The sequence below is a fragment of the Janthinobacterium algoris genome (assembly GCF_051380935.1).
Taxonomy (GTDB): domain Bacteria; phylum Pseudomonadota; class Gammaproteobacteria; order Burkholderiales; family Burkholderiaceae_D; genus Janthinobacterium.
Genome location: NZ_JBNYXZ010000003.1, coordinates 338,733 through 362,389 on the forward strand (window position 1 = coordinate 338,733; position 23,657 = coordinate 362,389).

Annotated in this window: 27 protein-coding genes and 1 tRNA gene; 16 read left to right on the forward strand and 12 right to left on the reverse strand. The window is 62.9% G+C overall.

Annotated features, from left to right (window positions below; translation table 11 throughout):
• The first annotated feature begins 33 nt into the window (after positions 1 to 33).
• The 14 genes from ACQ4W7_RS06480 (at position 34) to ACQ4W7_RS06545 (ending at position 13,039) form a co-directional block, all read left to right on the forward strand.
• Complete coding sequence (locus ACQ4W7_RS06480; protein ID WP_426073478.1) at positions 34 to 216, forward strand: Flp family type IVb pilin; 183 nt, start codon at positions 34 to 36, stop codon at positions 214 to 216.
• A 54-nt stretch (positions 217 to 270) separates the two neighbouring features.
• On the forward strand, positions 271 to 804 hold the full coding sequence (locus ACQ4W7_RS06485) for an A24 family peptidase (RefSeq protein ID WP_426073477.1): 534 nt from the start codon (positions 271 to 273) through the stop codon (positions 802 to 804).
• 93 nt (positions 805 to 897) lie between these two features.
• The gene (locus ACQ4W7_RS06490; protein ID WP_426073476.1) at positions 898 to 2,271 is read left to right on the forward strand and encodes an ATP-binding protein; all 1,374 of its coding nucleotides are present in this window, start codon (positions 898 to 900) and stop codon (positions 2,269 to 2,271) included.
• Positions 2,268 to 3,125, forward strand: a complete 858-nt coding sequence (cpaB, locus tag ACQ4W7_RS06495; RefSeq protein WP_426073475.1) for a Flp pilus assembly protein CpaB — start codon at positions 2,268 to 2,270, stop codon at positions 3,123 to 3,125. The genes ACQ4W7_RS06490 and cpaB overlap by 4 nt, the downstream gene beginning before the upstream one ends.
• A 32-nt stretch (positions 3,126 to 3,157) precedes the next feature.
• Entirely contained in the window at positions 3,158 to 4,591 is a 1,434-nt protein-coding gene (locus tag ACQ4W7_RS06500; RefSeq protein ID WP_436529276.1) for a type II and III secretion system protein family protein, read from the forward strand.
• A gap of 16 nt (positions 4,592 to 4,607) precedes the next feature.
• Positions 4,608 to 4,910, forward strand: coding sequence for a hypothetical protein (locus ACQ4W7_RS06505; protein WP_436529278.1), 303 nt, complete (start codon positions 4,608 to 4,610; stop codon positions 4,908 to 4,910).
• Entirely contained in the window at positions 4,900 to 6,327 is a 1,428-nt protein-coding gene (locus ACQ4W7_RS06510) for a pilus assembly protein TadG-related protein (RefSeq protein WP_436529280.1), read from the forward strand. The genes ACQ4W7_RS06505 and ACQ4W7_RS06510 overlap by 11 nt, the downstream gene beginning before the upstream one ends.
• Positions 6,324 to 6,806, forward strand: a complete 483-nt coding sequence (locus ACQ4W7_RS06515; RefSeq protein ID WP_436529282.1) for a TadE/TadG family type IV pilus assembly protein — start codon at positions 6,324 to 6,326, stop codon at positions 6,804 to 6,806. Before ACQ4W7_RS06510 ends, ACQ4W7_RS06515 begins: the two co-directional genes overlap by 4 nt.
• Complete coding sequence (locus ACQ4W7_RS06520; RefSeq protein ID WP_426073470.1) at positions 6,796 to 7,410, forward strand: TadE/TadG family type IV pilus assembly protein; 615 nt, start codon at positions 6,796 to 6,798, stop codon at positions 7,408 to 7,410. The genes ACQ4W7_RS06515 and ACQ4W7_RS06520 overlap by 11 nt, the downstream gene beginning before the upstream one ends.
• 52 nt (positions 7,411 to 7,462) lie before the next feature.
• Positions 7,463 to 8,632 (forward strand): CpaE/TadZ family protein, encoded by a 1,170-nt coding sequence (locus tag ACQ4W7_RS06525; protein WP_426073469.1) that lies wholly within the window; start codon positions 7,463 to 7,465, stop codon positions 8,630 to 8,632.
• 57 nt (positions 8,633 to 8,689) lie between these two features.
• Complete coding sequence (locus ACQ4W7_RS06530; RefSeq protein WP_426073468.1) at positions 8,690 to 10,036, forward strand: TadA family conjugal transfer-associated ATPase; 1,347 nt, start codon at positions 8,690 to 8,692, stop codon at positions 10,034 to 10,036.
• A gap of 11 nt (positions 10,037 to 10,047) precedes the next feature.
• Positions 10,048 to 11,025 (forward strand): type II secretion system F family protein, encoded by a 978-nt coding sequence (locus ACQ4W7_RS06535; protein ID WP_426073467.1) that lies wholly within the window; start codon positions 10,048 to 10,050, stop codon positions 11,023 to 11,025.
• A 14-nt stretch (positions 11,026 to 11,039) separates the two neighbouring features.
• The gene (locus tag ACQ4W7_RS06540; RefSeq protein WP_426073466.1) at positions 11,040 to 11,978 is read left to right on the forward strand and encodes a type II secretion system F family protein; all 939 of its coding nucleotides are present in this window, start codon (positions 11,040 to 11,042) and stop codon (positions 11,976 to 11,978) included.
• Positions 11,979 to 11,989: 11 nt separating this feature from the next.
• Positions 11,990 to 13,039: a LytR C-terminal domain-containing protein gene (locus ACQ4W7_RS06545; protein WP_426073465.1), complete on the forward strand. Its 1,050-nt coding sequence runs from the start codon at positions 11,990 to 11,992 to the stop codon at positions 13,037 to 13,039.
• A 68-nt stretch (positions 13,040 to 13,107) separates the two neighbouring features.
• Here the strand turns inward: ACQ4W7_RS06545 and ACQ4W7_RS06550 are convergent, their stop codons facing one another.
• Complete coding sequence (locus ACQ4W7_RS06550) at positions 13,108 to 14,097, reverse strand: EDSAP-1 family PEP-CTERM protein (protein ID WP_426073464.1); 990 nt, start codon at positions 14,095 to 14,097, stop codon at positions 13,108 to 13,110.
• Between the two features lie 211 nt (positions 14,098 to 14,308).
• The gene (locus tag ACQ4W7_RS06555) at positions 14,309 to 14,683 is read right to left on the reverse strand and encodes a hypothetical protein (RefSeq protein ID WP_426073463.1); all 375 of its coding nucleotides are present in this window, start codon (positions 14,681 to 14,683) and stop codon (positions 14,309 to 14,311) included.
• A 162-nt stretch (positions 14,684 to 14,845) separates the two neighbouring features.
• Between ACQ4W7_RS06555 and ACQ4W7_RS06560 the strand changes: the two genes are divergently transcribed.
• Positions 14,846 to 15,157, forward strand: coding sequence for a hypothetical protein (locus ACQ4W7_RS06560; protein WP_426073462.1), 312 nt, complete (start codon positions 14,846 to 14,848; stop codon positions 15,155 to 15,157).
• Positions 15,158 to 15,184: 27 nt separating this feature from the next.
• Here ACQ4W7_RS06560 and ACQ4W7_RS06565 read toward each other — a convergent pair whose 3' ends face one another.
• The 10 genes from ACQ4W7_RS06565 to petA all read right to left on the reverse strand — a co-directional run bounded on the left by ACQ4W7_RS06565 (position 15,185) and on the right by petA (position 22,772).
• Positions 15,185 to 15,391, reverse strand: coding sequence for a dodecin (locus ACQ4W7_RS06565; RefSeq protein WP_070258640.1), 207 nt, complete (start codon positions 15,389 to 15,391; stop codon positions 15,185 to 15,187).
• Between the two features lie 414 nt (positions 15,392 to 15,805).
• Positions 15,806 to 17,152, reverse strand: a complete 1,347-nt coding sequence (locus tag ACQ4W7_RS06570; protein ID WP_426073461.1) for a type II toxin-antitoxin system HipA family toxin — start codon at positions 17,150 to 17,152, stop codon at positions 15,806 to 15,808.
• 2 nt (positions 17,153 to 17,154) lie between these two features.
• Complete coding sequence (locus tag ACQ4W7_RS06575; protein WP_436529287.1) at positions 17,155 to 17,418, reverse strand: helix-turn-helix domain-containing protein; 264 nt, start codon at positions 17,416 to 17,418, stop codon at positions 17,155 to 17,157.
• Positions 17,419 to 17,639: 221 nt separating this feature from the next.
• Positions 17,640 to 17,822 (reverse strand): hypothetical protein, encoded by a 183-nt coding sequence (locus tag ACQ4W7_RS06580; RefSeq protein WP_426073459.1) that lies wholly within the window; start codon positions 17,820 to 17,822, stop codon positions 17,640 to 17,642.
• A 673-nt stretch (positions 17,823 to 18,495) separates the two neighbouring features.
• Positions 18,496 to 18,571: transfer RNA gene (locus tag ACQ4W7_RS06585), tRNA-Thr, on the reverse strand.
• A 26-nt stretch (positions 18,572 to 18,597) separates the two neighbouring features.
• Positions 18,598 to 19,110: a ClpXP protease specificity-enhancing factor gene (locus ACQ4W7_RS06590; protein WP_426073458.1), complete on the reverse strand. Its 513-nt coding sequence runs from the start codon at positions 19,108 to 19,110 to the stop codon at positions 18,598 to 18,600.
• A 105-nt stretch (positions 19,111 to 19,215) separates the two neighbouring features.
• Positions 19,216 to 19,827 (reverse strand): glutathione S-transferase N-terminal domain-containing protein, encoded by a 612-nt coding sequence (locus tag ACQ4W7_RS06595; protein WP_010394154.1) that lies wholly within the window; start codon positions 19,825 to 19,827, stop codon positions 19,216 to 19,218.
• 120 nt (positions 19,828 to 19,947) lie between these two features.
• The gene (locus tag ACQ4W7_RS06600; RefSeq protein WP_426073457.1) at positions 19,948 to 20,712 is read right to left on the reverse strand and encodes a cytochrome c1; all 765 of its coding nucleotides are present in this window, start codon (positions 20,710 to 20,712) and stop codon (positions 19,948 to 19,950) included.
• A 36-nt stretch (positions 20,713 to 20,748) separates the two neighbouring features.
• Positions 20,749 to 22,161, reverse strand: coding sequence for a cytochrome b (locus tag ACQ4W7_RS06605; RefSeq protein WP_426073456.1), 1,413 nt, complete (start codon positions 22,159 to 22,161; stop codon positions 20,749 to 20,751).
• Positions 22,162 to 22,163: 2 nt separating this feature from the next.
• Entirely contained in the window at positions 22,164 to 22,772 is a 609-nt protein-coding gene (gene petA, locus ACQ4W7_RS06610) for a ubiquinol-cytochrome c reductase iron-sulfur subunit (protein WP_426073455.1), read from the reverse strand.
• A gap of 413 nt (positions 22,773 to 23,185) precedes the next feature.
• On the opposite strand from petA, the gene mscL reads away from it, so the two are divergent.
• Entirely contained in the window at positions 23,186 to 23,635 is a 450-nt protein-coding gene (gene mscL / locus ACQ4W7_RS06615; protein WP_436529291.1) for a large conductance mechanosensitive channel protein MscL, read from the forward strand.
• The last annotated feature ends 22 nt before the right edge of the window (positions 23,636 to 23,657 follow it).

Consider the following 23,657-nt stretch of genomic DNA (forward strand, 5'->3'; position numbering starts at 1 on the left):
CAGGGACTTGTGATTCACTTTTGGGAGCTTGTCATGCATACCTTCCTGTCGGCAGTACAGCAGTTTGTTAAGGATGAGGATGGCATTACGGCAATCGAATACGGCTTGATTGCGGCCTTGATGGCTACCGCCATCACGGCCGGTTTCTTGCTGATCAAGACCAACTTGGTGGCCGTCCTCACCGACATTTCGTCGAACCTGGTGTTGACGCCCTAAGCGGGTGCCCGCCATCGGCCGGCCGGTGGCGGGTTTTTCTTCGGGAGGTATGCCATGCCTGCAACTGCCTTGTGCGACCTGCTGTTATTGTGCTTTGTGACGGGGGCCGCCGTCAGTGATTTGATACGCCGCAAGATACCGAATGGCTTGGTGCTGTCCGGCATCCTCGCCGCGCTGGCCTTGCACCTGTGGCTGTGGCCGCAAAGCGTGCCGTCGTTGTGGCTGGGCGGCATGGCGACGGGCTTCTTCCTGTTTTTGCCTTTATATGTGCTGCGCGGCATGGCCGCCGGCGACGTCAAGCTGATCGCCATGGTGGGCGCCTTTGCCGGTCCCTGGCCCGTGTTGCAGATCTGTTTCGCCACCTTTGTGCTGGGCGGTCTGATGGCCGTGCTGATGATCACCTGGCAGGGCAAGTGGCGCGCCTGCCTGGGTAATCTGCGCCAGTTGCTGTGGCCCGTGATCGCGCGCATGGCCGGCATTCCCCTGGCACCCGCCGCATGGGGCAGCGGCGCCAGTGTGGGCAACATGCCGTACGGACTGGCCATTGCCCTGGGCTGCCTGGTTGTGCAAGCGCGGCATTATTTCTGATTGGTATTCATTGCTCTGAATCAATGGGCGCCAGTCCCCGCTGGCTAGAATGAAATCTGTTCAATGCAGTCTTAACCGGCTTGGAGACACAGCATGACCGAGGTCGTTTATTCCATGAGCACCGAGAGCGCGCCGCGTCCCGCCGACGCGAACCTGATGCCGCCCTTGCCGCCGCAGCCGAAGAGCTTGCGCGAAACGGGCCTGGAGCGGCCGCTGGTGGTCGAACTGATCGCCAAGCTGATGTTTGTGAGCGGCAAGACGCACTTGTCCGCGCTGACGACGCGCTTGCGCCTGTCGATCAATGTCTTGCGGGAAGTGCTCGATTTCATGGTGGCCGAGCAGATGGCCGAAGTGGCTTGGCGCGGCGAATCCGATATCGACGTGCAATACCAGCTGACGGGTGCCGGCAAGCAGCGCGCCAGCGCCTTCCTCGAGCGCTGCGCGTATGTCGGCGCCGCCCCCGTCACCCTGGAAGCGTACCGCGCCATGGTGGCGCGCCAGTCGTGGCTGGTGCAGGAACAGCGCGTTGGCAGCGACGACCTGGCCGCCCTGCTGGGCAGCGCCCATGCGGGGCCGGGCATGCTCGACGTAGTGGGCGCGGCCCTGCATTCGGGGCGCTCGCTGCTGCTGTACGGTCCGCCCGGCAGCGGCAAGTCGACCCTGGCGCTGCAGCTGGGCCAATTGCTGCACGGGCTGGTCGCCGTGCCGTACGCCATCGTTGTTGGCCAGGACATCATCCAATTGTACGATCCGGCCCAGCACTTGCCGCCCGTGCCGCAGCATGTCAGCCATGCGCGCCAGGCGCTGGAGCGGCGTAGCACCGACATCCGCTGGGTGCTGTGCCAGCGTCCCGTGATCCATGTGGGTGCCGAGCTCGACGCGGGCATGCTGGAGCTGCGCCATGACGCCAGCGGCGGCTGCTACCAGGCGCCACCCCATGTGCGGGCAAATAACGGCATGCTGATCATCGACGACCTGGGCCGCCAGCGCCTGGGCGCGCAAGAGCTGCTGACGCGGCTGATGCAGCCGCTGGCGCGCGGCAGCGACCAGCTGGGCCTGTCCGGCGGCGTGCAGATCAGCGTGCCGTTCGACAACGCCCTGGTGCTGGCCACGAATGTGCCGCCGGGCGAGCTATTCGATCCTGCCTTGCTGCGCCGCATCGGCTACAAGGTGCAGGTGGGGGCGCTGGCCGAGAGCGCCTATCGCGCCCTGTTCCGCCAGCAATGCCGCCTGGCCGGCATGGCCATCGATGAACTGGTCCTGAATCATTTGTTGCAACTACATGGGGCGCAGGGACGGCCCTTGCTGGCCAGCTATCCACAGGAATTGCTGGCGCGCATAGGCGACTTTGCCGGTTTTGCCGGCTGTGAAGCGCGCCTGACAGTGGCCGCCCTGGAGCAGGCCTGGAACAGCCTGTTTGCCAGCTGCGACATGCCGGCCGCCAGCCTGTGCGAGCGTATCGCATGAAAAACCGGCGCGCCCTGCTGATGATGGCCCTGGCGGTGGTGCTGGGCCTGCTGGCCGTGTTGCTGGCCTCGCACTGGCTGCTGCGCCAGACGCCGGCCGGCAAGGGCAAGATCGTCGTCGCCGCCAGCGATGTCAACCTGGGCCAGCGCCTGACGCCCGAGATGCTGCGCCTGGCCGAATGGCCGGCGGAAAGCTTGCCGCAAGGCGCGCTGCAAGACCCGGCGACACTGGCGGGACGGGTGCTGAAAACCAGCGTGCTGCGCGGCGAACCGCTGAGCGAAGCCAAGCTGGCGCCGGTGGGCACCCTGGGCGGCCTGTCGGCCCTGATCACGGAAGGGCGGCGCGCCATCACCGTGCGCGTCAACGATGTGATCGGCGTGGCCGGCTTCGCCTTGCCGGGCAACTATGTCGACATCATCGTGAGCACCCAGCAGGATGCCGGCGACCGCGCGTTTCCGCAAAGCCGCAACATTTCCAAGATCGTGCTCGAACGCATCCTGGTGCTGGCCGTGGCGCAGGAAGTGGGACGCGACGAGACCAAGCCGCGCGTGGTCAATGCGGTGACCCTGGAAGTGACGCCGGAACAGGCCGAAAACCTGGATCTGGCGCGCAGCGTGGGCAGCTTGTCCCTGGTGCTGCGCAACCAGGTCGACCCGCAGCCGGGCGTGACGGCGGGCGCTACCAAGCTGACCCTGCTGGGCGAACCGCACGAAGCCGTGCCCGCTCTCGCCATCGCCGCGCCTGTGCTGGCCGCCGCGCCGCGCCCGGTGCGTGTGGCGAAGGCGCCGCTGGAACCGCCGCGCCAGTGCAGTGGCGTCATCGACGGGACGCGCCAGTCGCGCGAATGTTTTTAGTCTTGTTGCCTTGCTCAACCATGGACACGCTCATGAACCGCGCCCTGCTGACACTGTGCTGCCTGTTGTTGCCGCTTGCCGGCGCGGCGGCCGATCCTGGCCCGCGCTGCGGCGGAGAAGCGGCTACACCCGGCAACTTGCAGCTGCAGGTGGGCAAATCGAGCATGCTGCGCCTGCCCGAGGCGGTGCTGGCCCGCAGCGTCGGTAATCCGGCCGTGCTGCAAGCCATGCTGGTGGCGCCCGACACCCTGTACGTGGTGGGCGTCGATGTGGGCAGCACGAATATGATTATCCAGGGACGCAGCGGCGTGTGCAGCGTGGTGAACGTCAGCGTCAGCATGGACCCGGCCGGCTTGCAAGCCACCCTGGCGGCACTCATGCCGGAAGAAAAAGCCATCCGCGTGACGGCCGTGGCCGATACCCTGGTGCTGTCGGGCACGGTGCAGGATGCCGGCGCCGTGCTGCGCGCCGTCGAGCTGGCGCATGCCTATGTGCGCCGCGCTACGCCGCCGCTGGCGTTGCCCAAGCCCGCCGATGGCGCTGCCTTGCCGGTGGTGACCGCGGCGCCCGGTGGCGGCGCGGGTGGCGCGAACAGCCGCGTCATCAATATGCTCGACGTCAGTGCGCCGCAGCAAGTGATGCTGGCCGTGCAGATTGCCGAAGTATCGAAGTCGCTGCTGGAACGCCTGGAAGTGGGCGCCACCTTGCGTTTTGCGTCCGGCAGCTGGGCCACCACCTTGCTGTCGAATTTCCTCAGCGGCACGGCGAATGGCTTGCTCGACGTGCGCAAGTCGAATGGCCAGCAGCTGACCATCGAGGCGCAGAAACAGGATGGCCTGGTGCGCATCCTGGCCGAGCCGACGGTGATGGCGATCAGCGGGCAGGAAGGCAGTTTTCTGGCAGGCGGCAAGATCTTCATTCCCGTCGGCCAGGACAACAACAAGATCACGCTGGAAGAGCGCGAGTATGGCGTCGGCCTGCGCTTCACGCCCACCGTGCTGTCGGGCGGACGCATCAACCTGAAGGTGGCGCCGGAAGTGTCGGAACTGTCGCGCGAGGGGGTGGGCATTTCCGCCGCCGGCGTCAGCGGACGTTCAATTTTGCCTGTCATCACCACGCGGCGCGCCTCGACCACGGTGCAGCTGTACGACGGCCAGAGCTACGCCATCGGCGGCTTGATCAAGAACAACCAGGTGAGCAACATCACGGGCGTGCCTTGGCTCAGCGAAGTGCCCATCCTCGGCGCGCTGTTTCGCAGCACGGATTTCCAGCATGACCGCACGGAATTGCTGTTCGTCATTACCGCGCACCTGGTGAAACCCTTGCCGGCGGACGCCGTGCTACCGACGGCGCAGCTGGCGCCCCCTTCGCGCACGGACTTGATGTTGGGCGGCAAGATGGAAGGGACGCTGGCGCCGCCGTCCGTGCCGACACTGCGCGCGGCCAATGGTTTCGAGTTGAAATGAGACGGGGAGACATGCCATGCCGAACTCGCTTTTGATATCGCTGCGGCGCCTGACGGCGCTGCTGCTGGCACTGCAGCTGGCCGCCTGCGCGCATGGCAGCACGCCGCAGCTGGACCGGCGCTTCGGCGACGCCGTGCGCCTGGCTATGGCGCAGCAGGTGCGCGATCCGGCCAGCGCCGGCAACCGCACGCCGGCCGATGGCCTCGATGGCCCCAGCGCGCACGCCGTCATGCAGCGCTACCGCGCCTCGTTTGTCGAACCGAACGGCCAGGCGCCACAGCCAGTGCAATTCATGCTCGGAGGCGGCAATGGCAAATAGACGCCAGCGCCAATGCGGGGTGATGCTGATCGCCTTTTCCATCTTGCTCATCGTGGTGCTGGGCTTTATCGGCCTGGCGCTCGACGTGGGGCAGGTCATCGGCCGCAAGACGGAACTGCAGAACCTGGCCGACAACGCGGCGCTGGCGGCGGCGGCCGAACTGGTGGGCACGCCCGAAGGCCTGCTTGCAGCCGTGACGAAAGCCAAGAGCAGTGCGGCCGACAGGAGCGCATGGCGGCGCCGCATGGAGGGCGCCGTGCTGTCGGACGCCAGCATCCGCTTCGCCAGCGCACCCGACGCGCCCGCCAGTGAGTGGCATGCGGCGGGCGCCGTGCCCGATCCTGCCACGGCGCTGTTCGTGCGCGTCGATACGCAGGCCAATAACCCGTCGCTGGGGCGGGTGGCGACGGCGTTCCTGGGCGCCTGGTCGCCGGCGCTGCGCACGCTGGACACGGGCGCGCGCGCGGTGGCCGGGCGGTCCAGCCTGCACCTGACCCCGCTGGCCATCTGCGCGCTGTCGGGCAGTGCCGCCAGCCCGCGTACGAATGCGGCCTTGCTACCGGCCGTCGAGCTGTTGGAATATGGCTTTCGCCGCGGCGTGGCGTATAACTTGTTGAAGCTCAATCCGCATGGCCCGGCAGCCGAACATTTCGTGCTTAATCCGCTGGGCCGGCCGGGCATGCTGGGACCGTCGTTGCAGGTCAGCGAGTCGAGCGTGCTGCCGTTTGTCTGCAGCGGCACGGTGCTGTATCGGCGCATCGGCAGCGCGTCGGTGCACGTGCACCGGCCCTTTCCCGCCGCGCTGTGGCCCGCCTTCAACGCGCGCTTCAACCAGCATGCGGGCAGTGGCTGCCATCCCGTCACGGCGCCGCCGGACACGAATATCCGCGCGTATCCGAATACGGCGGCGAACTGGTGGATGACGAATACGCCCGACGCGCCCAGCGCCCTGAGCACCGGCAACCCGCTGCTGTCCGTGGCCGATCCGGAATCGAACGTGACGCCTCCCACGGTCGCCAGTTATGGACCGCTATGGTCGTTTGCCAAGGCGGTCAGGTACAGCAGCGTGAAGCCGGCCGGCGGTTATTTACCGTTTGCCACCAGCGACTGGCCCAAGCTGTATCCAGCCCTGCCGGCCGCGCCGGCCGCCAAGTCCGGCTATCCTGCCACGCCGCCATACCAGACGCTGGCTTACCAGACCGCGCCGACCGGCAACACGGGCGTGGCGCAGCGGCGCCTGCTGCATATTCCCCTGCTGGCCTGTCCGCTGCCGGCCGGCAGCGACGTGCTGGCGCAGGTGCGGGGCATCGGCCGCTTCTTCATGACGGCGCCTGCCAGCAATGGCATGTTGAGCGCCGAATTTGATGGCCTGGTAGCCGAGGGCACGCTGGTGGGGCCAGCGGAGTTGCTGCAATGAAGTCGCCCAGTCGCGCGCCACGCCGCCAGAATGGTGTCGCCGCCATCGAGCTGGCGCTGATCCTGCTGTTTTTCATGGGCCTGTTGCCCTTCGTGCTGCTGTTCGGCCGCGCGCTGTTGGCGTACACGGCCTTGCAAAAAAGCGCGCACGATGCGGCGCGCTACCTGGCCACCATGCCGCTGCCGCAGATGGCCAGGAGCGACACGGCGAACCAGGGCGCCGTGTTTGCCCGGCAGATGGTGGTTGAGGCGATGGCCGAAAGCTGGCCGGACATGCAGCCATACCGGGTCAGCGTGGAATGCGTGTATGCCGACGATTCCTATACCTGCGGCACATACGCCACGGCACCGCTGCAGGTGCGCATCAAGTTGTCCGTGGACATGCCCGTCGATATCCTGCCCGAGCTGACGCGCAAGTGGCTGCCGCAGCTGGCGCCGATCCCGCTGCGTGCCAACGCGACATTGCGCTATGTCAACTAACCTGCCTATCCAGCAGCGGCGGCAGCGCCAGGGCGGCGTCTTCGCTGTCGAGTTCGCCATGCTGGCGCCGCTGTTCTTCCTCTTCCTGTTTGCCATGCTGGAAGTGGCGCGCGCCGTGTACGTGTGGAACATGGTGCATGAGATCACCCGGCGCGCGGCGCGCGCCGCCGCCGTTACCGACTTCAGCAATGCCGGTGCGCTGCAGGCCGTGCGCACGCAAGCCGTGCTGCGCGCCGCGCCGGGCACGCTGCCGCTGGGCGGCGGCATCAGCGACGCGTATGTGCGCATCGACTATCTGTCGCAGGCCGGTGGCGGCGCTGCGCTGGCGGCAGTGCCGGTGACGGTGATGCCAGGGTGTCCGCAACGCAACCGCATCAATTGCCTGGAGGATCCGCATGGCGCCAGCTGCATCCGCTTCGTGCGCGCGCGCCTGTGCATGCCCGGTGATGGCGCGCGCTGCGAGAGCGTGCCATACCGGCCCGTCTTGCCCCTGCTGGGGGTGATGTTTCCCTCCGGCCCAGGGGCCGTGCGTTTGCCCAGCGGGGCCACCATGGCGGTGGCCGAGTCGCTGGGCTATCCGGACAATCCCGGTTTTTGTCCATGAGCGTCGATCCGCTGGCGCAGCCGAATGTGTTGTATTAAATGAAGGAGGGGGGATGAAAGCCTTGATGATTACCCGCGACGCCAGCTTACACGATGAAATCGCGGCGCAGGGCGCGGCCCGCATGCCGGTGCTGCGCCTGCTGGAGCGGCGCAGCGGCTTGCGCGACGCCGTCGAGCGCATGCTGCCCGAAGCGCCCGAGCTGGTGATCGTCGACGCCAGCGGCCTTGATGCCGAGGAGGCGGACTTGCTGGAACGGCTGGCGCGCCAGTATCCGCTGGCCGTGCTGATGCTGCTCACGCGCGGCCAGCAGCAGGATGTGCTGATCCGCGCCATGCGTGCCGGCATGCGCGAAGTGCTGCAGTTGCCGCTGGTGCACAAGGCTTTCCATGAAGCGATGGACCGCGTGGATATCCAGGCCGGCGTGACGCAGATGCGCGACGGCAAGGTCCTTGCCTTCATTTCCTGCAAGGGCGGCAGCGGCGCCACCTTTTTGTCGACGAATTTTTCCTACGCGCTGGCCAGCCTGGCCGGCTGCAAGGTGCTGCTGATCGACTTGCACGGCCAGTTCGGCGACGCCACCCTGTATGTCTCGGACCAGAAGCCGGCCATGACCCTGTCCGATATCTGCGCCCAGATCGCGCGCATGGATGGCGCCTTTCTCGCCTCGTGCCTGGTGCACGTGACGCCCAATTTCGGCGTGCTGGCGGCGGCCGACGACCCCGCGCACAAGGTCGACATGCAACCCGAGCACATGGACCGCATCCTGGCCGTGGCGCGCCAGCACTACGACTACATCGTGCTCGACGTGGGGCGCCAGATCGATGCGCTGTCGTTGCGCGCGCTCGACAACGCCGACGCCATCTACCCGGTGCTGCAACTGGCCTTGCCCGACATCCGCGACGGGCGCCGCCTGCTCGATATTTTCCGCTCGCTCGGCTATCCGGGCGAGCGCCTGCGCCTGATCGTCAACCGCTATGAAAAGGGCGGGCGCCTGCGCCTGGCGGACCTAGAACAGGCGCTGGGCGCGGACGTGGTGCACACGGTGCCCAACGATTACGTCGCCGCCACGGACTCCGTCAACCAGGGCATCCCGCTGCTGCAGCTGTCGCGCACCAGCGCCGTGGCGCGTAGCCTGGCCGAGCTGGTGGAGCTGGTGACGGCGCGCCGCGTGACGGAAAGCCGCGGCCTGTTCGACCGTTTGTTCAGCCGTAGCGAGGCTTGACGGGGCAGCAGCTGATGGGTGTCAAGGCTCCCGCCGGGGGCCATCATGGGAGCCGAGATGACTTTACGCGAACGCCTGGCGGCGAATGAAACAGTGCGCCCCGCCAGCAATGGGCAAGGGGCGCTGGCGCTGCACGCCTACCAGGAGCTGAAAAAGACCATGCACCAGACGATACTCGACCGTATCGACCTGGAGCGCCTGAAGCGCCTGACGGCCGAGCAGTTCAAGCACGAGCTGGCGCTGCTGGTGCAGCGCGTCATCGAGGAAGAGCGCATCGTGCTGAACCAGCACGAGCGGCATAGCCTGGTACTCGACATCCAGCACGAGATGCTGGGCTTTGGCCCGCTGGAACCCTTGCTGGCCGATGCCAGCGTGTCCGATATCCTGGTCAATACCTGCGACAAGGTGTATGTCGAGCGGGGCGGGCGGCTGCAGCTGACGGACGTGACGTTCCACGACAATGCGCACCTGATGAAGATCATCGAAAAGATCGTCTCGCGCGTGGGACGGCGCGTCGACGAATCGAGCCCGATGGTCGATGCGCGCCTGCCGGACGGCTCCAGGGTCAACGCCATCATTCCGCCGCTGGCCGTCGACGGCCCGATCCTGTCGATACGGCGTTTTGCCGTGCAGCCGCTGACGATCGCCAACCTGCTCGACTACAAAAGCCTGACGCCGCCCATGGTGCAAGTGCTGCAGGCGCTGGGCCAGGCCAAGGTCAACATCCTGATTTCGGGCGGCACGGGCAGTGGCAAGACGACCCTGCTCAACGTGCTGTCCGGCTTCATTCCCGGCAGCGAGCGCATCGTCACCATCGAGGATGCGGCCGAACTGGCGCTGCGCCAGCCGCACGTGGTGCGCCTGGAAACGCGCCCGCCGAATATCGAGGGCAAGGGCGAAGTGAGCCAGCGCGCGCTGGTGCGCAATGCGCTGCGCATGCGGCCCGACCGCATCATCCTGGGCGAGGTGCGCGGCGCCGAGGCGCTCGACATGCTGCAGGCGATGAACACGGGCCATGAGGGGTCGCTGGCGACCATCCACTCGAACACGGCGCGCGATGCGCTGGCGCGGCTGGAAAACATGGTCGGCATGGCCAGCGTGAACCTGACGCCGCGCGCCACGCGCCAGCAGATTTGCTCGGCCGTGACAGTGGTGATGCAAGTGTCGCGCCTGACGGATGGCGCGCGCAAGCTGGTCAGCCTGCAGGAAGTGACGGGCATGGAAGGCGACATCATCGCCATGCATGAAATTTTCCGTTTCGAGCAGACGGGTGTCGATGCCGGGGGCAAGGTGTTGGGCCACTTTTGCGCCACGGGCGTGCGGCCTCGCTTCACGGAGCGCCTGCGCATGTTTGGCGCGCCGGTGCCGGACACGGTGTTTGACCCCGACCGCATCTACGAATAAGGACGGGCATCATGGACCTGGTCTTCTACGGTTTTGCCGTACTGCTGTTCGCCGCCTGCATCCTGATGGTGGAAGGCGCCTGGCTGTGGTGGGCGGGCACGCATGGCAGCGCGGCGCGGCGCATCAACCGGCGCTTGCGGCTGATGGCGGCGCGCGGCGAGGCGGGCGGGGAGCGGGTTTCCATCCTCAAGCAGCGCCGCTATGCGCGAGCGCCTGGCCTGGAGCGTTTGCTGCGGCGCGCGCCACAGGCGGCGCAGCTCGACCACCTGCTGTTGCAATCGGGCTTGTCCTGGTCGGTGGCGCAATTCATCGGCATCACTGCTGCCCTGTTGCTGGCGGCCTTGCTGCTGTTGGCGGCCTGGTCCATGCCCTTGCCTGGCGCCTTGCTGCTGCTGTCGGGCGCCGTGAGCGGACCGTGTTTGTTGGTGCTGCGCGCGCGCGCGGCGCGGCTGAAAAAGATCGAGGCGCAATTGCCGGAAGCGGCCGATTTCCTGGCCCGCGCGCTACGCGCCGGCCACTCGTTTTCGAATGTGCTGCAGATGGTCGGCGATGAATTGAGCGAGCCGATCAGCGGCGAATTCAAGATGGCGCATGAAGAAATCAATTACGGCGTGCCGATGAACGAGGCGCTGCAAAACCTGGCCGCGCGCATTCCGCTGACGGACTTGCGCTACCTCGTCATCGCCGTGCTGGTGCAGCGCGAATCGGGGGGGAACCTGGCCGAAGTGCTGGTCAGCATTGCGCGCATCATCCGCGCCCGTTTGAAACTGCTGGGGCAGGTGCGCGTGCTGTCGGCCGAGGGGCGCATGTCGGCCTGGGTGCTGGGACTGATGCCGGTGGTGATGATCGGCGTCATGGCGCTGGTCAACCCGCAATACATCCGCCTGCTGTGGACCGATCCCAGCGGCATCAAACTGCTGTGGTACGCGGCCGGCATGGTGGCGCTGGGCGTGGTCTGGATGCGCAATGTGATACGGATCAGGATATAACAACAGGGGGTGGCATGAACGGTTCGCAACTGCTGTTTCTCATGATTGTCTTCGCCGTGGTCGTGGCGCTGGCCCTGCTGGCGTGGCTGATTTTCTTTCCCGGCGCCTTGCGCCAGCGCCTGTTTGGCGCCATGGTGCCGTCCGCCAGCGACGCGGTGGCCGACCATGGCTGGGTGGAGCGGGTGGCACGCGTGGCGCAGCCGTTCAGCAAGCTGTCGCTGCCGGAAGAGGGCTGGGAGCGTTCGCCGCTGCGCACGCGCTTCATGAACGCGGGCTGGCGGCAAGCGAGCGCGCCAGCCCTGTACTTTGCGGCGAAAACCGTGCTGGCCCTGCTGTTTCCCACCGTGCTGGGGCTGTATGCGGCCAGTGCCATGGCGGCGCAGTTGCGCAGCGTGCTGCTGTTGCTGCTGTGCGTCAGTGCCACCATCGGCTATTACCTGCCGAACCTGGTGCTGGCCAGCACGGCCAAGCGGCGCCGGCGCGATATCTTCGAAAACATCCCCGATGCGCTCGACTTGCTGACCGTGTGCGTGGAAGCGGGCCTGAGCCTGGAGCGCGCGCTGGTGAAGGTGTCGGGCGAAATCCACATCAAAAGCATGGTACTGGCGCAGGAATTGCAACTGGTGCTGATGGAAATGCGCGCCGGCTTTTCCAAGGAAAAGGCGCTGCGCAACCTGGCCCTGCGCAGCGGCGTGGAAGATGTCGACACCCTCGTCGCGATGCTGATTCAATCGGAACGCTTCGGCACCAGCATGGGCGATTCGCTGCGCGTGCATTCGGAAAACCTGCGCAGCAAGCGCAGTCTGCTGGCCGAGGAGGCGGCGGCGAAGATCGCCCTGAAACTGCTGTTCCCGCTGATTTTTTGCGTCTTTCCCACCCTGATGCTGGTGCTCATGGGGCCGGCCGTGATCGAAGTCTATCGCGTGCTCGTGCCGGCCATGGCCAGCCGCTGAAAGGAGTCACCATGCGCTTGAGGCTCTCCCGCCTGGCCGCCGCCTGTGCCTGCCTGGGCTTGGCCGCCTGTACCACGCAATTGGCCCATGCACCGGTGCCGGCGTGGCCCGACGCCGATGCCGCCTATGTGGCGGGGCGCCAGCATTTCGAGCGCGGCAATCTGCCCGCCGCGCACGCGGCCTATGAGCTAGCCCTGCGCCATGCGCCGCTCCACGTGAACGCGCGCAACGGCCTGGCCGTGCTGCAGGTACAGCGGGGCGAACATGACGCGGCCATCGCCCAGTGGCAGGCGCTGACGCAGGAAACGGGCATGGCGCGGCCGCAGCAGGCCTATCTGTTCAGCAATCTCGGCCATGCCTATTATATGAGCGGGCGCGATGCGCAAGCCTTGCCCGCGCTGGAACAGGCGTGTTTGCTCGATCCGCTCAATGCGCTGGCCTGGCGGCATCTGGCGCAGGTGCTGGAGCGCCTGGGACAGCACGAGCGCGCCGCCCTCATGCGGCGCCAGGCGGCCAGCTTGCGGGAACACGACTTGCGGCGCGACATGGCCTTGTTGCGTGGCGCGGCGGCGCCGCAGCTTGTGCCGGCGCCAGCGCCTGCGCCGGTGCAGGATGCGCCCGCCATGGCGCGCGTGGAGATCACGCAGAGCGATGGCATGGCCCAGCTGCGGCGCGTGCCCGGCGTCGCGTCGCTGCGGTCCGTGGCGGCGGCTGGTGCGCCGCATCCGCGCCTGGAAATCGTGAATGGCAACGGCGTGCCGGGCATGGCCGCCGCGCTGGCGCGCAGCCTGACCGGCGCTCCCGTGCAAGTGGTGCGCCTGGTCAATGAAACCCGCTTCCAGGTAGCGCGCACGCGCGTCGAATACCGGCCCGCGCAAGAGCAGGCGGCGCGCCAGCTTGCCCGTCAACTGGGGAAGCAGGTGCAGACCCAGGCCGCCGACTGCCCTGCCAGCGAGCTGCGCCTGGTACTGGGGCGCGACCTGAATGACCCGGCCATGTTGCACCGCTATTATCTGCAGCAATTGCAGCTGGCGCGCCAGGCGCTGGCACGGCTCGGTTAACATGCCTCTGCTGGCGTAAAAAACACGCGGGGCCTTGGCGGGCGCGCGTGTTTTGAACATGCCGGTTGCTATGTCGGCTGGCGCCGGCGCGTGAAGGCCAGGGCGGTCAGTCCCAGACCCAGCAGGAACAGGCTTCCCGGCTCCGGCACGGCCAGGGGATCGATGACGACGATGTCGGTGCGCGTGGACTTGGAAAAGTTCAAGGTATAGCTGCCGGCGGGCAGGGCGAAATTCGAGGTCAGGGAAAACAGCGCAAAGCCATTCGTGAAGGCGCGTCCGGTAGCGGGGTCATTCGTGCCCGCCGTCAAGTTCAGGCTGAAGGGATCGAGGCTGCCGGCGCCATGGTTGCCGTTGATATCGCTGCCGTTGTTCGGGTTGCCGTCGGGGGCGAACTGGAAGATCACGCCATCGGCATTCGCGTTCGACAGGCAGCCGACGGGGCTGGCGCTGTTGCAGGAGATATTGAAGATATCCATGATCGACACGCTCGACTTGTCGCCCAAGGTCGTCACGTTGGTGCGCAGGTCGCGCCGTCCCATGAAACTGAAGGTGATGAAGCCGGCGCTCGACAGGGTCAGGTTGACGGAACCGGTGAGCGTGTCGCCAGCCATGGCCGTGGCGGCGCCGACGGTGTTGCGCTGTGCTTCCGCCACGGCTTGCACGCTGGCGCCGCCATTGAGCATGTTGCCGAAGGCGTGCGCATCGCCGCGTGCGAATTCCAGCGTGGTACTGGGACTGGGTGCGTAGCGGTTTTGCGGCAAGCCGCTGCAGCCGCCGCCCGAACACACTTGCAGCACGTCGGCGTTGGCGGCCGGCCCGGTATTGACGGCGCGCGGATTGACGGCCACGCCGCCTTCGAAAAACGCGCTGTCGCTGGCATTGCGGTTGGCGCCAGCCAGCGACAAGCTACCGGCACTGGTGGCGATGCGGAAATTGTTCAACTCATTGACGGCCAGGCCGTAGGCGCCGGCCTGCGCCTGGCCGCTGGCCAGCAGGCTTGCCGCCGCCAGTGCGCCCAGCCAGCCCAGGGTCTTGCTTCGTGTGTGATCGACGTTCATCGCAGCCTCTTATCGTGGTCAGTCTCGGAAAATCCGGGGCACAAAGAATCCAGAATGACTTGCCTGGATTCATCTCGTAGACAAAGATAAGCAGCTTGCGTGCCACACAAAAAAAGTAAATTGAATCAACTACTTGCGCAAAGCGGACTGAGCTGAAAAGGGCGAAGTGTAAGAAAGGCCGACGCCGCTTGGCGGGCGGCGTCGGTCCGCCTCAGGTACCGCGGTGATAGCCCAGGTGGCCACCCGAATTGCTTGCGCAGCCGCAACCGATGCGCGCCACTTCCTCACCTTCCGTCAATTTCCAGTTGGTGATGGTCGTGTGCTGCCAGTCGATGTCGCTTTTCTTGACAGGTTTCACCGTCAGCGTGCGTTGCACCACATCCGTGTATTCCATCAGCTCCTCATCGTCGGCAATATCGAAATGGCGGTGAATCAGGGAAATGCCGAAGCGGTTGAGCGCGCCATAGCGCTGCAGTACGTCGCGCAGTTCGCGGAAGCAAGCCAGGTCCTCGGACAGCAGCGGGTCGACGGCGGAAATATCGGCAACGGTTTGCCATTGCATGGCGTGGATGTTCAGGCTGTGCATGATGGGCTCCTGTGCCCCGTGATGAGTGGCCCAGGCTGCCGGAGGGGCGCCGGCACCCCTGGCGAAATACCCATCGTGGCCGCAAAGCTGGTGCGGCGCTTGCGCCAGATCAAAGGTGCGGCACATCGCGTCTCGCCCGATAATTGCCCGGTAAAATAGGCCATGGCAAACAAAACTCCCACCTTTCCCGGCGCACGCACGGGCCGCGGCCAGGTCCTGGCCGTGCTGCTGTCGAACCGCGACCAGTCCGGCGCCGAACCCCTGCAAGGCCGCGTCTCCCTGGCCGCCATCGTCAAAGCGCTCAAACGCAAATACCACTGGCCCATCGAGACGCACAGCTTTCCCGCCAACACGCAGGATGGCCGCGCCAGCTGGGCGACCGTGTACAGCTTGCCGGAAAAGGTCATTCAAGCCGCGCTGGAGGCCGGCGGCCGGGAGTGGCTGGAGAGCCGGGGAGAGGGCGGGCGGCGGTGAACGCGCCGCCTGTCTTACTCGATCCCTTTACTCGAGCCGGAAGCCGACCTTCAGCGTGACCTGGAAGTGCGCCACCTTGCCGTCCACGATATGGCCGCGTGATTCAGTCACTTCATACCAGTCCATGTGCTTGACCGTGAGCGCCGCTTTGGCAACGGCATCGCGTATCGCCTGATCGCTGCTCTCCGTCGACGTGCCGACCAGTTCGATCAGCTTGTAAGTGTGTGCGGACATGATGTTTCCCCAGGTAGGCAAGCCAGACATTGGAAAGTTCTTCTTCGCCAGCAAGTGCCCATAGTGCGCCTAAATGCGCTGGACGTCATTGCGCGGTGCAGCAATGCGTTGCGCAAGCTTATCTGGAGGGTGACGCGTGTTAATGGGCCTGGGAGTGTCCCGCAGGCAGGGGAAAGAAAAAAGGGCTACCGAGCCTGTCAGAAATTTTGTGTGAAAGAAGTCATACAATAAAATTTATCCCTGGAAAGGATACGTATGACCATCGACAAAGCGACACTCGACAAACTGCTTGGGGCGGAGACCCGCACAACCCGCAGTCCATGTTCACCGATGCCGGACTGTTCGGCCTGCAAAGTACTGGCCGCTTCTCGCATTTTTGCCCGGTGCGCGGCCGCGCCGTCTGCGAGGTGCTGGTCAGGCTGGCGGCATCCGTTGAAGGGCGGCTGCGGCATCAAGCAGGCCGCCCAGAATTTTGTCGGCCACCTTTTCCGAAAAACCCACAGGCAGTTCGCTGCGGACCTTTTCTACAATGGCGGGTGTGCAGGCAATGAAATCGAGCAGGAGCGGTTCGGCGTGCGCGCCATAGCCGACCGCTTTTGCCGTGCTGTTGAAGTGTCGCCGCTGTATGCCATGCGCGAGATAGTACCGGTTGTTTCCGAGTAGCGCCATCGCCATCTTGAGCTTGCGTTCGGCCCACTGGTTGGGTCCAGGACCGATCACAGGATAGCCGGACATCACATCATAGATGGGCGTCAGCTTGAACCGGCCGGCGCCCGCGAGTAGCTGGATACTGAAGTTTTTAGCATGGCCATCGGGGGCGCGCAGCATCCAGAACAGAAGTTGGGAGGCCATTAGCGTATGCATGTCTGCGGCGCTCTGCTGCGATTGCTGCAGCAGAGTAAACATCTGTTTTAACCCCGGCCCACCGTCATTTTCGTATTTCAGCAGTGGCGATGTTCCCGTTGCCTGGCAAAAATCCTCCTGAACCAGCCGAAACAGCTGCTTGCCATCGCTTGATCGCACGCGGTCAAAACGCTCGACGACGAGCACCCGTTGTGCGCCGAACGTCGCAATCTCGGCATTTGCCGTGGGCAGCCCGTACTCCTTGAACAGCCTCAGGCATAGCCACTCGTTATCGACTGACGTGGTGAAGTCGGCTTTTTTTCCGCCTACCATCCCGATCGGGAGCTTGACGATGTGCGTTGTGGGCGTCGCGCCACGCGGCTTCATCCATTGCCCATTCCACCACAAGAAGGCGTCCTTCTCTTGGGCGCCAGCCAGCGAAATGCGGAAATCATCGTTGGCATCATCTGTGGCGCCGTGTCGCTCTGAGCTAACCACTTCGAGCAGGTGCCGCTCGATGTCTTCCTCGTCAAGGGCGATGCCATCGACCTGGGCCAGTCCTTCCGGTTTGCCGCCTTCGGGCAGCAGTTGCAAGGCGCCGACACAGTCCCGGCCGATAGCCGCGAGCAGGTCGAACGGTTCGAGAGAGCCTGTCTTGAACCGGGTCGCAACGCGTTTGCGAATGATGTCACTGTCCGGCAGCAAGCCCTCAAAGTAGTTTGCAACACTGGCACCCTTGAGCGGTTCATTGCGCAGATTGAACGGCAGCGACAGCGAGATTGGGCGCCCCAGCCTTGAGCTTTGCCAGGACGCATCGTACTGGAGTTCGGAGTCGCCGTTGGCTTTTACCGTCCAGCGTCCTACATAGTCGCCATTTGCCCAAAGATGGAGCGTCTGGCTGTGTGAGCGGCGGCCCATGGCTACCACTCGGCCGAATTGCTTGCGGCGGACGTATCGCGCTCGCCCAACTGCAGTTCCAGTTCGATTGCGGAGCACCAGCTGAGTAACTGCTTGACGCTGATTTCGTCAGGATGGCTCTCCAGGTAGGAGATGCGGTTCTGGCTCAAGCCGACACGCGTGCCTACAGTCGCCTGGGTGATCTTATGCCGTTTGCGGGTCGATGTGAGCAACTGGCCGAGCTGCGACGCCGTGAGGAGACGGTGGGTGGTGGGTGAGAAGGACATGTGTAGTATCCGTTATTCAGATATATCAATATTATCTGAAATGCAGATAAAGTCAATATATCTGGATAACGGATGTATCAGAAATAGCTGAGGAACAGATAAAGCGGAGAAGAGATAAGGAACAGTTGACCAAAAGATGCTGCAGATTCTCCCCGTGTTTCACCGAGGTACCGGAGGTACCAAGGCCGACTATCAGGTGACGGTCGGCCTTGGATGTTCAATCAGTCGTAAAAAATGTATTCCGTCTCATCCGGTTGGAGTTTCAGCAGAAGCCTGGTGTACTTTGCCTGAAGAATCGCGGCGCTGATCGATACCACAAAGAATAGTGCAGTAATCGCGAGAATGTCCGCCCCAGAATCGTTGAAGAATATCGCGATCAGCATGACCGAGAGGAAACGCGCCATCTCTATTTCGTTTCTTGACTGACCGACCGACCAACGGCTTTCTACATCGGGCCAGTAGAACAATGAGCGACGCGTGGCAGATGCCAGCGACGTGTCACAAGCGGAGTATCGTCTCCAGCACCCGGCAAGCTTGTTTTCCTCATCCTGACGCTTCCCCTCATCAGCTCTAACTGGTCGTGTGTCGACGATTAGGGTTGGTCTGTTGTTCGGCGCTCAAATTTCGAGGCGATGGATGGATCAGCAACAACCGCAAGCAGTACAGCACCAGATGGCAGGTTCTCAATCTTGCCTGAGCTTCATGCCGCTTGACCTGGAACGGCGGATACATGTCGATACCGCATGTGCTGCTTACCACTTGGGGAGAAAACCGCAGACCTTGCGGGTATGGGCGTCCGCCGAAAATGGACCTCTGCGACCGGTTCGGGTGAACGGCCGGCTGGCCTGGCCGGTAGAGGGTATCCGGCGCGTTCTTGGTGCTTGAGAGAAGGGCGTCGCACCTGTGCATGCGATGTATTCGATAAGAGCCCTTTTGGGCTCTTTGATCGCCTGTGCATGGTGGACAGGCCGCTGGCCCATCCGGCTGGATTGATCAAGCCGGGTTACACAGGGGTTACATGGCATCCAGAAAGCAAAAAGCCCAATCCTGAGGATTGGGCTAAGTGCTTGAATTTATTGGTGCCGACTGCCGGTTTCGAACTGGCCACCTGATGATTACAAATCAACTGCTCTACCAAATGAGCTAAGTCGGCAAAAACTGCGCGTTGCGAATTATACGCTATTTAATGCGTGTCAGGGTCGGGCGACCGCCTTTTTTTGGTGGCTCGTCGTCGCCGGGCGTGGCGTTGTCGCGTTGTTCGGGGGAACTGGTCGGCACGGACGACAAGGCCGGGGCGCTGGAGACCGGGGCGAGCGCTGGCGGCGGCAGGTCGCTTGATGCGGGGCTGTCCGTCGGTTGCGCGTCGGGGTCATCGTTGCCCAGCACGGGCTCGAAGGCCATGCCCTGGCCGTTTTCGTTGGCGTAGATGGCCATCACATTGTCGACCGGCACGTAGATTTCGCGCGAAATGCCGCCAAAGCGGGCGTGGAAGCGGATGGCGTCGTTGTCCATCTTCAGGCCGCTGGTGGCGCCGAAGCTGATGTTGAGCACGATTTCACCCTTCTTCACGTATTCCATCGGTACCGTGGTGCGCGAATCGACTTTGACCGCGAGATAAGGCGTGTAGCCGCTGTCGGTGCACCATTCGTAGATGGCGCGCAGCATATAAGGTTTGGTTGAGATTTCAGACATGATAGGCACTGTGAGGCGGGAGCGCCCCCGTCAAGTATGAGGCGGGCGCACCGGTAATTCAAAAGACGCAGATATCCCGGCAGGCGCGGCCTGCCGGGATTATCTTTAGCGGCGCATGACCTTTTCGGAAGGGGTCAATGCCTCGATATAGGCCGGACGCGAGAAGATGCGTTCGGCGTATTTCATCAGCGGTGCAGCCGTCTTCGACAGTTCGATGCCGTAGTGGTCCAGGCGCCACAGCAGCGGCGCGACAGCCACGTCGAGCATCGAGAATTCGTCGCCCAGCATGTACTTGTTTTTCAGGAACAGCGGCGCCAGGGTCGTCAGGCGGTCGCGGATTTCCGCGCGTGCTTTGTCGTGGGCCTTGTCGTTGCTCTTGGCGCGTTCGCTTTCCAGCACATGTACGTGCACGAACAGTTCTTTTTCGAAATTGAACAGCATCAGGCGCGCGCGGGCACGCATCAGCGGATCGGCCGGCATCAGTTGCGGATGCGGGAAGCGCTCATCGATGTACTCATTGATGATGTTCGATTCATACAGGATCAGTTCGCGCTCGACCAGGATAGGCACCTGGCCATACGGGTTCATGGTCGAAATATCTTCCGGTTTGTTGAACAGGTCAACGTCGCGCACTTCGAAGTCCATGCCTTTTTCAAACAGGACCAGGCGGCAGCGTTGCGAAAATGGGCAGGTTGTACCCGAATAGAGAACCATCATTTTTTATAGTTCCTTAGAAACAAAGGGGGTGAAGCCGCGAACGGCTCACCCCAGGTCGCTTGTCCACTCATGCGGACAACGCAGAAACAGGCATAAACCGGCCTATGGCCGGCGCCTCACTTATTTGACTTCCTTCCAGAACGACGCGTTAAGGCGCCATGCCAGCAGAGCAAATACCGACAGGAACAGCAGCACCCACACGCCCAGGCGCTTGCGTGTTTGCTGTGCCGGTTCGGCCATCCACTCCATGTAGCCGACCAAGTCGGCTACCGCATTGTCATACTCGATCTTGTTCAACGTGCCGGGCTTGACTTGCTCGAAGCCGGCAAATTTGTGGATCTTCTTGCTTGGCTCGTGGGGATCCGTCTCTTCCACGAACTTGGCAGTCTGGATACCTTGCAATTCCCATAATACATGCGGCATGGCAACATTCGGCACGACCATGTTGTTCCAGCCGGTCGGACGAGTGTCGTCTTTATAGAACGTACGCAGGTAAGTATACAGGTAGTCGCCGCCTGTGCCAGCGGAAGATGATTTCGCGCGCGAAATTACCGACAAATCCGGCGGTACGACGCCAAAGAAGGCCTTGGCGTCCTGCGGTGCCAGTGCCGTGGTCATCAGGTCGCCTACTTTATCGCCTGAGAACAACAGATTCTCCTTGATCTGGGTTTCCGTCAAGCCCAGGTCGCGCAGGCGGTTGTAACGCATCGACACGGCGGCGTGGCAATTCAGGCAATAATTGACGAACAATTTGGCGCCATGTTGCAGCGCTGCCATGTTGGTCTGGCGGTCAGGTGCCTTGTCCAGCGGAAAGCCGCCTTCGCTGGCGAGAGCCATGGCGGGCACGAAGGCCAGGATGGCGAGCAGTTTTTTTGCAATCTTCATATGATGTATGTCCTTTGAGCGTGGCGTGAGAGCGGCTTAGTGCGGGTGAAACGTCACACGCGACGGCACGGTCTTGAACTGGCCCATTGCACTCCACCATGGCATCAGCAGGAAGAAGCTGAAGTAAATCAGGGTGCACACTTGCGACACGATGGTTTTCGTATCCGTTGGCGCCTGGGTACCGAGGTAGCCTAGGATCAGGAACGACAGACCGAAGATGGCGTACACATATTTGTGCCAGGTCGGACGGTAGCGGATCGATTTCACCGGCGAATGGTCGAGCCATGGCAGGAACGCCAGGATCACGACGGAACCGCCGAAGAACACCACGCCCCAGAATTTCGCGTCCAGCACCTGCGGCAGCATGCCGATGATGGCGACGATGGCGATGCCGGCGATGGCCGACTTGACGGTCGTCGACAGGCGCGACTTGAGCCAGATGAACACCACGTAAGCCGCCACGACACCCATCAGCACGTACATGAAGTCGGCCGTGGTGGCACGCAGCACCGAGTAGAACGGCGTGAAGTACCAGGTTGGCGCGATGTGCAGCGGGGTTTTCAGCGAATCGCCGGGCAGGAAGTTGTTGTATTCCAGGAAATAGCCGCCCATTTCCGGCGCGAAGAACACGACGGCGCTGAAGATGACGAGGAAGATCGATACGCCGAACAGATCGTGCACGGTGTAGTACGGATGCGATGGAATCGAATCGACCGGGTGGCCATCGGCGCCCAGGTTTTCCTTCACCTCGATGCCGTCCGGGTTGCTGGAGCCGACTTCATGCAGGGCGATCAAGTGCGCTGCAACCAAGCCCAGCAGTACCAGCGGGATGGCGATCACGTGGAAGGCGAAGAAGCGGTTCAGGGTCGCGTCGGAGACAACATAGTCACCGCGGATCCACAGCGACAGGTCAGGGCCGATGAACGGGATGGCGCCAAACAGGTTGACGATCACTTGTGCGCCCCAGTACGACATCTGGCCCCATGGCAGCAGGTAGCCGAAGAACGCTTCGGCCATCAGGCACAGGAAGATGGCGAAACCGAACAGCCAGATCAGCTCACGTGGCTTGCGGTACGAGCCGTACAGCAGGGCGCGCGTCATGTGCAGGTAGACGATGATGAAGAAGGCCGAGGCGCCCGTCGAGTGCATGTAGCGCACCAGCCAGCCCCACGGTACTTCGCGCATGATGTACTCGACGGAATTGAAGGCCAGGGCCGCATCCGGTTTGTAATGCATGGTCAGGAAGATGCCGGTGACGATCTGCAAGACCAGCACCAGCATGGCCAGCGAGCCGAAGATGTACCAGAAATTGAAGTTTTTCGGGGCGTAGTACTTGCCCCATTGATCATTCCACAGCTTGGTCAGGGGAAAGCGGTCATCGACCCAGCCCAGGGCTTTTTCGGCGACGGGAGCGTCTGCCGGGAATTTCGTTTCTTTAAAAGCAGCCATGATCAAGCCTCGCCTTTCTCGTCTTTACCTATCAGCAATTTGGTGTCGCTCAGGTACATATGGCGCGGCACTTGCAGATTGTCCGGTGCCGGCTTGTTCTTGAACACGCGGCCTGCCATGTCGAAGGTGGAGCCGTGGCAAGGGCACAGGAAGCCGCCTTCCCAGTCATCGGGCAGCGACGGTTGCGGGCCGGGGGTAAATTTCGAGGAAGGGGAGCAGCCCAGGTGGGTGCAGATGCCGACGGCGACGAGAATTTCAGGCTTGATCGAACGCGCTTCGTTCATGCAGTACGGTGGCGTAAATTCGTCGGGGTTGCGTTGGGAATTGGCATCGGCGACTTTGCCATCGGTTTGTTTGAGCGACGCGATCATTTCCGGCGTGCGCTTCAGGATCCAGACCGGCTTGCCGCGCCATTCGACGGTGCGCATTTCGCCGGGTTGCAAGGTGGTGATGTCTACTTCGACCGGCGCGCCTGCCGCTTTCGCGCGCTCCGACGGCTGGAAGGTGCTTACCAATGCTCCCGCGGTTGCCAATCCAACTACACTGCCCGCCGCGCACGTGGCGACGAGCAAGCCGCGACGGCCTGAATCGACCTGCTTTTCGTTACTCATGCAAACCCCAATCAGTCAAAATGCGAATCTTTATTATGAGTGGCAGCCGCGAAAAACCCGTCGCCGAAGCTCTTTCCCACTGATTGCCGCAACCCGCATCTTTGTACGGTAAAGTGGCAACATCCCTGCGGAACTTCGGTCAATGGCGCAGCCCGTGCCAGTTTCTTGTTGATTATCCAGTAGCGGATAAACCCGTTACTGGCAACCGCAAATTATAAGTGAAGCAAACAACGAATAAAACAAAAACGTTGCTTGTACCATAATTTATATACTTTTGCAGGAGGTGGCTAGTTCTTTCGAACTAGATGCGCCCGGCTGTGCCCGAATTGGTCCTGACTACAACCACAAGTTGGTAGCACTGGGAATCAATAGTATGATCGGCATGTTTTTATATCTATCCGAAGGAGAAATTCATGGCAATGATGAAGGAATTTAAAGAGTTTGCAATGAAAGGCAACGTTGTCGATCTGGCGGTCGGTGTCATTATCGGTGGCGCCTTCGGCAAGATTGTCGATTCCTTGGTGCAAGACGTGATCATGCCACCCATCGGCCGCATTTTCGGCGGCCTCGATTTCGCCAATTACTACCTGCCCCTGAACGGACAAGCTACAACGATGACCCTGGTGGAAGCGAAAAAGGCAGGTGCCGTGTTGGCCTACGGTAACTTTCTGACCATTTTACTCAACTTTGTCATTCTTGCTTTCATCATCTTTCAGATGGTGCGCCTGATGAACAAGGCCCGCCGCAGCGAACCGGTCGCGCCAGCAGTGGCAGCGGCCACGCCGGAAGACATCGTGCTGCTGCGTGAAATCCGCGACTCCCTGCAGAAGAACGGACAGAACAGCAACGATCTGGCAAAATAAGTCGTTCCGGCAATAGCCGGCT

What these genes read in the sequence shown, in the direction of transcription:
- ACQ4W7_RS06565 (WP_070258640.1), bottom strand. Translation starts at nt 15,391, where the DNA reads ATGTCCGCACACACTTACAAGCTGATCGAACTGGTCGGCACGTCGACG.
- ACQ4W7_RS06525 (WP_426073469.1), top strand. Translation starts at nt 7,463, where the DNA reads ATGAAAGCCTTGATGATTACCCGCGACGCCAGCTTACACGATGAAATC.
- ACQ4W7_RS06490 (WP_426073476.1), top strand. Translation starts at nt 898, where the DNA reads ATGACCGAGGTCGTTTATTCCATGAGCACCGAGAGCGCGCCGCGTCCC.
- mscL (WP_436529291.1), top strand. Translation starts at nt 23,186, where the DNA reads ATGGCAATGATGAAGGAATTTAAAGAGTTTGCAATGAAAGGCAACGTT.
- ACQ4W7_RS06535 (WP_426073467.1), top strand. Translation starts at nt 10,048, where the DNA reads ATGGACCTGGTCTTCTACGGTTTTGCCGTACTGCTGTTCGCCGCCTGC.
- ACQ4W7_RS06530 (WP_426073468.1), top strand. Translation starts at nt 8,690, where the DNA reads ATGACTTTACGCGAACGCCTGGCGGCGAATGAAACAGTGCGCCCCGCC.
- ACQ4W7_RS06545 (WP_426073465.1), top strand. Translation starts at nt 11,990, where the DNA reads ATGCGCTTGAGGCTCTCCCGCCTGGCCGCCGCCTGTGCCTGCCTGGGC.
- cpaB (WP_426073475.1), top strand. Translation starts at nt 2,268, where the DNA reads ATGAAAAACCGGCGCGCCCTGCTGATGATGGCCCTGGCGGTGGTGCTG.
- ACQ4W7_RS06600 (WP_426073457.1), bottom strand. Translation starts at nt 20,712, where the DNA reads ATGAAGATTGCAAAAAAACTGCTCGCCATCCTGGCCTTCGTGCCCGCC.
- ACQ4W7_RS06500 (WP_436529276.1), top strand. Translation starts at nt 3,158, where the DNA reads ATGAACCGCGCCCTGCTGACACTGTGCTGCCTGTTGTTGCCGCTTGCC.
- petA (WP_426073455.1), bottom strand. Translation starts at nt 22,772, where the DNA reads ATGAGTAACGAAAAGCAGGTCGATTCAGGCCGTCGCGGCTTGCTCGTC.
- ACQ4W7_RS06485 (WP_426073477.1), top strand. Translation starts at nt 271, where the DNA reads ATGCCTGCAACTGCCTTGTGCGACCTGCTGTTATTGTGCTTTGTGACG.
- ACQ4W7_RS06510 (WP_436529280.1), top strand. Translation starts at nt 4,900, where the DNA reads ATGGCAAATAGACGCCAGCGCCAATGCGGGGTGATGCTGATCGCCTTT.
- ACQ4W7_RS06570 (WP_426073461.1), bottom strand. Translation starts at nt 17,152, where the DNA reads ATGGGCCGCCGCTCACACAGCCAGACGCTCCATCTTTGGGCAAATGGC.
- ACQ4W7_RS06575 (WP_436529287.1), bottom strand. Translation starts at nt 17,418, where the DNA reads ATGTCCTTCTCACCCACCACCCACCGTCTCCTCACGGCGTCGCAGCTC.
- ACQ4W7_RS06555 (WP_426073463.1), bottom strand. Translation starts at nt 14,683, where the DNA reads ATGCACAGCCTGAACATCCACGCCATGCAATGGCAAACCGTTGCCGAT.
- ACQ4W7_RS06515 (WP_436529282.1), top strand. Translation starts at nt 6,324, where the DNA reads ATGAAGTCGCCCAGTCGCGCGCCACGCCGCCAGAATGGTGTCGCCGCC.
- ACQ4W7_RS06520 (WP_426073470.1), top strand. Translation starts at nt 6,796, where the DNA reads ATGTCAACTAACCTGCCTATCCAGCAGCGGCGGCAGCGCCAGGGCGGC.
- ACQ4W7_RS06480 (WP_426073478.1), top strand. Translation starts at nt 34, where the DNA reads ATGCATACCTTCCTGTCGGCAGTACAGCAGTTTGTTAAGGATGAGGAT.
- ACQ4W7_RS06605 (WP_426073456.1), bottom strand. Translation starts at nt 22,161, where the DNA reads ATGGCTGCTTTTAAAGAAACGAAATTCCCGGCAGACGCTCCCGTCGCC.
- ACQ4W7_RS06590 (WP_426073458.1), bottom strand. Translation starts at nt 19,110, where the DNA reads ATGTCTGAAATCTCAACCAAACCTTATATGCTGCGCGCCATCTACGAA.
- ACQ4W7_RS06595 (WP_010394154.1), bottom strand. Translation starts at nt 19,827, where the DNA reads ATGATGGTTCTCTATTCGGGTACAACCTGCCCATTTTCGCAACGCTGC.
- ACQ4W7_RS06550 (WP_426073464.1), bottom strand. Translation starts at nt 14,097, where the DNA reads ATGAACGTCGATCACACACGAAGCAAGACCCTGGGCTGGCTGGGCGCA.
- ACQ4W7_RS06560 (WP_426073462.1), top strand. Translation starts at nt 14,846, where the DNA reads ATGGCAAACAAAACTCCCACCTTTCCCGGCGCACGCACGGGCCGCGGC.
- ACQ4W7_RS06580 (WP_426073459.1), bottom strand. Translation starts at nt 17,822, where the DNA reads ATGGCGCGTTTCCTCTCGGTCATGCTGATCGCGATATTCTTCAACGAT.
- ACQ4W7_RS06505 (WP_436529278.1), top strand. Translation starts at nt 4,608, where the DNA reads ATGCCGAACTCGCTTTTGATATCGCTGCGGCGCCTGACGGCGCTGCTG.
- ACQ4W7_RS06540 (WP_426073466.1), top strand. Translation starts at nt 11,040, where the DNA reads ATGAACGGTTCGCAACTGCTGTTTCTCATGATTGTCTTCGCCGTGGTC.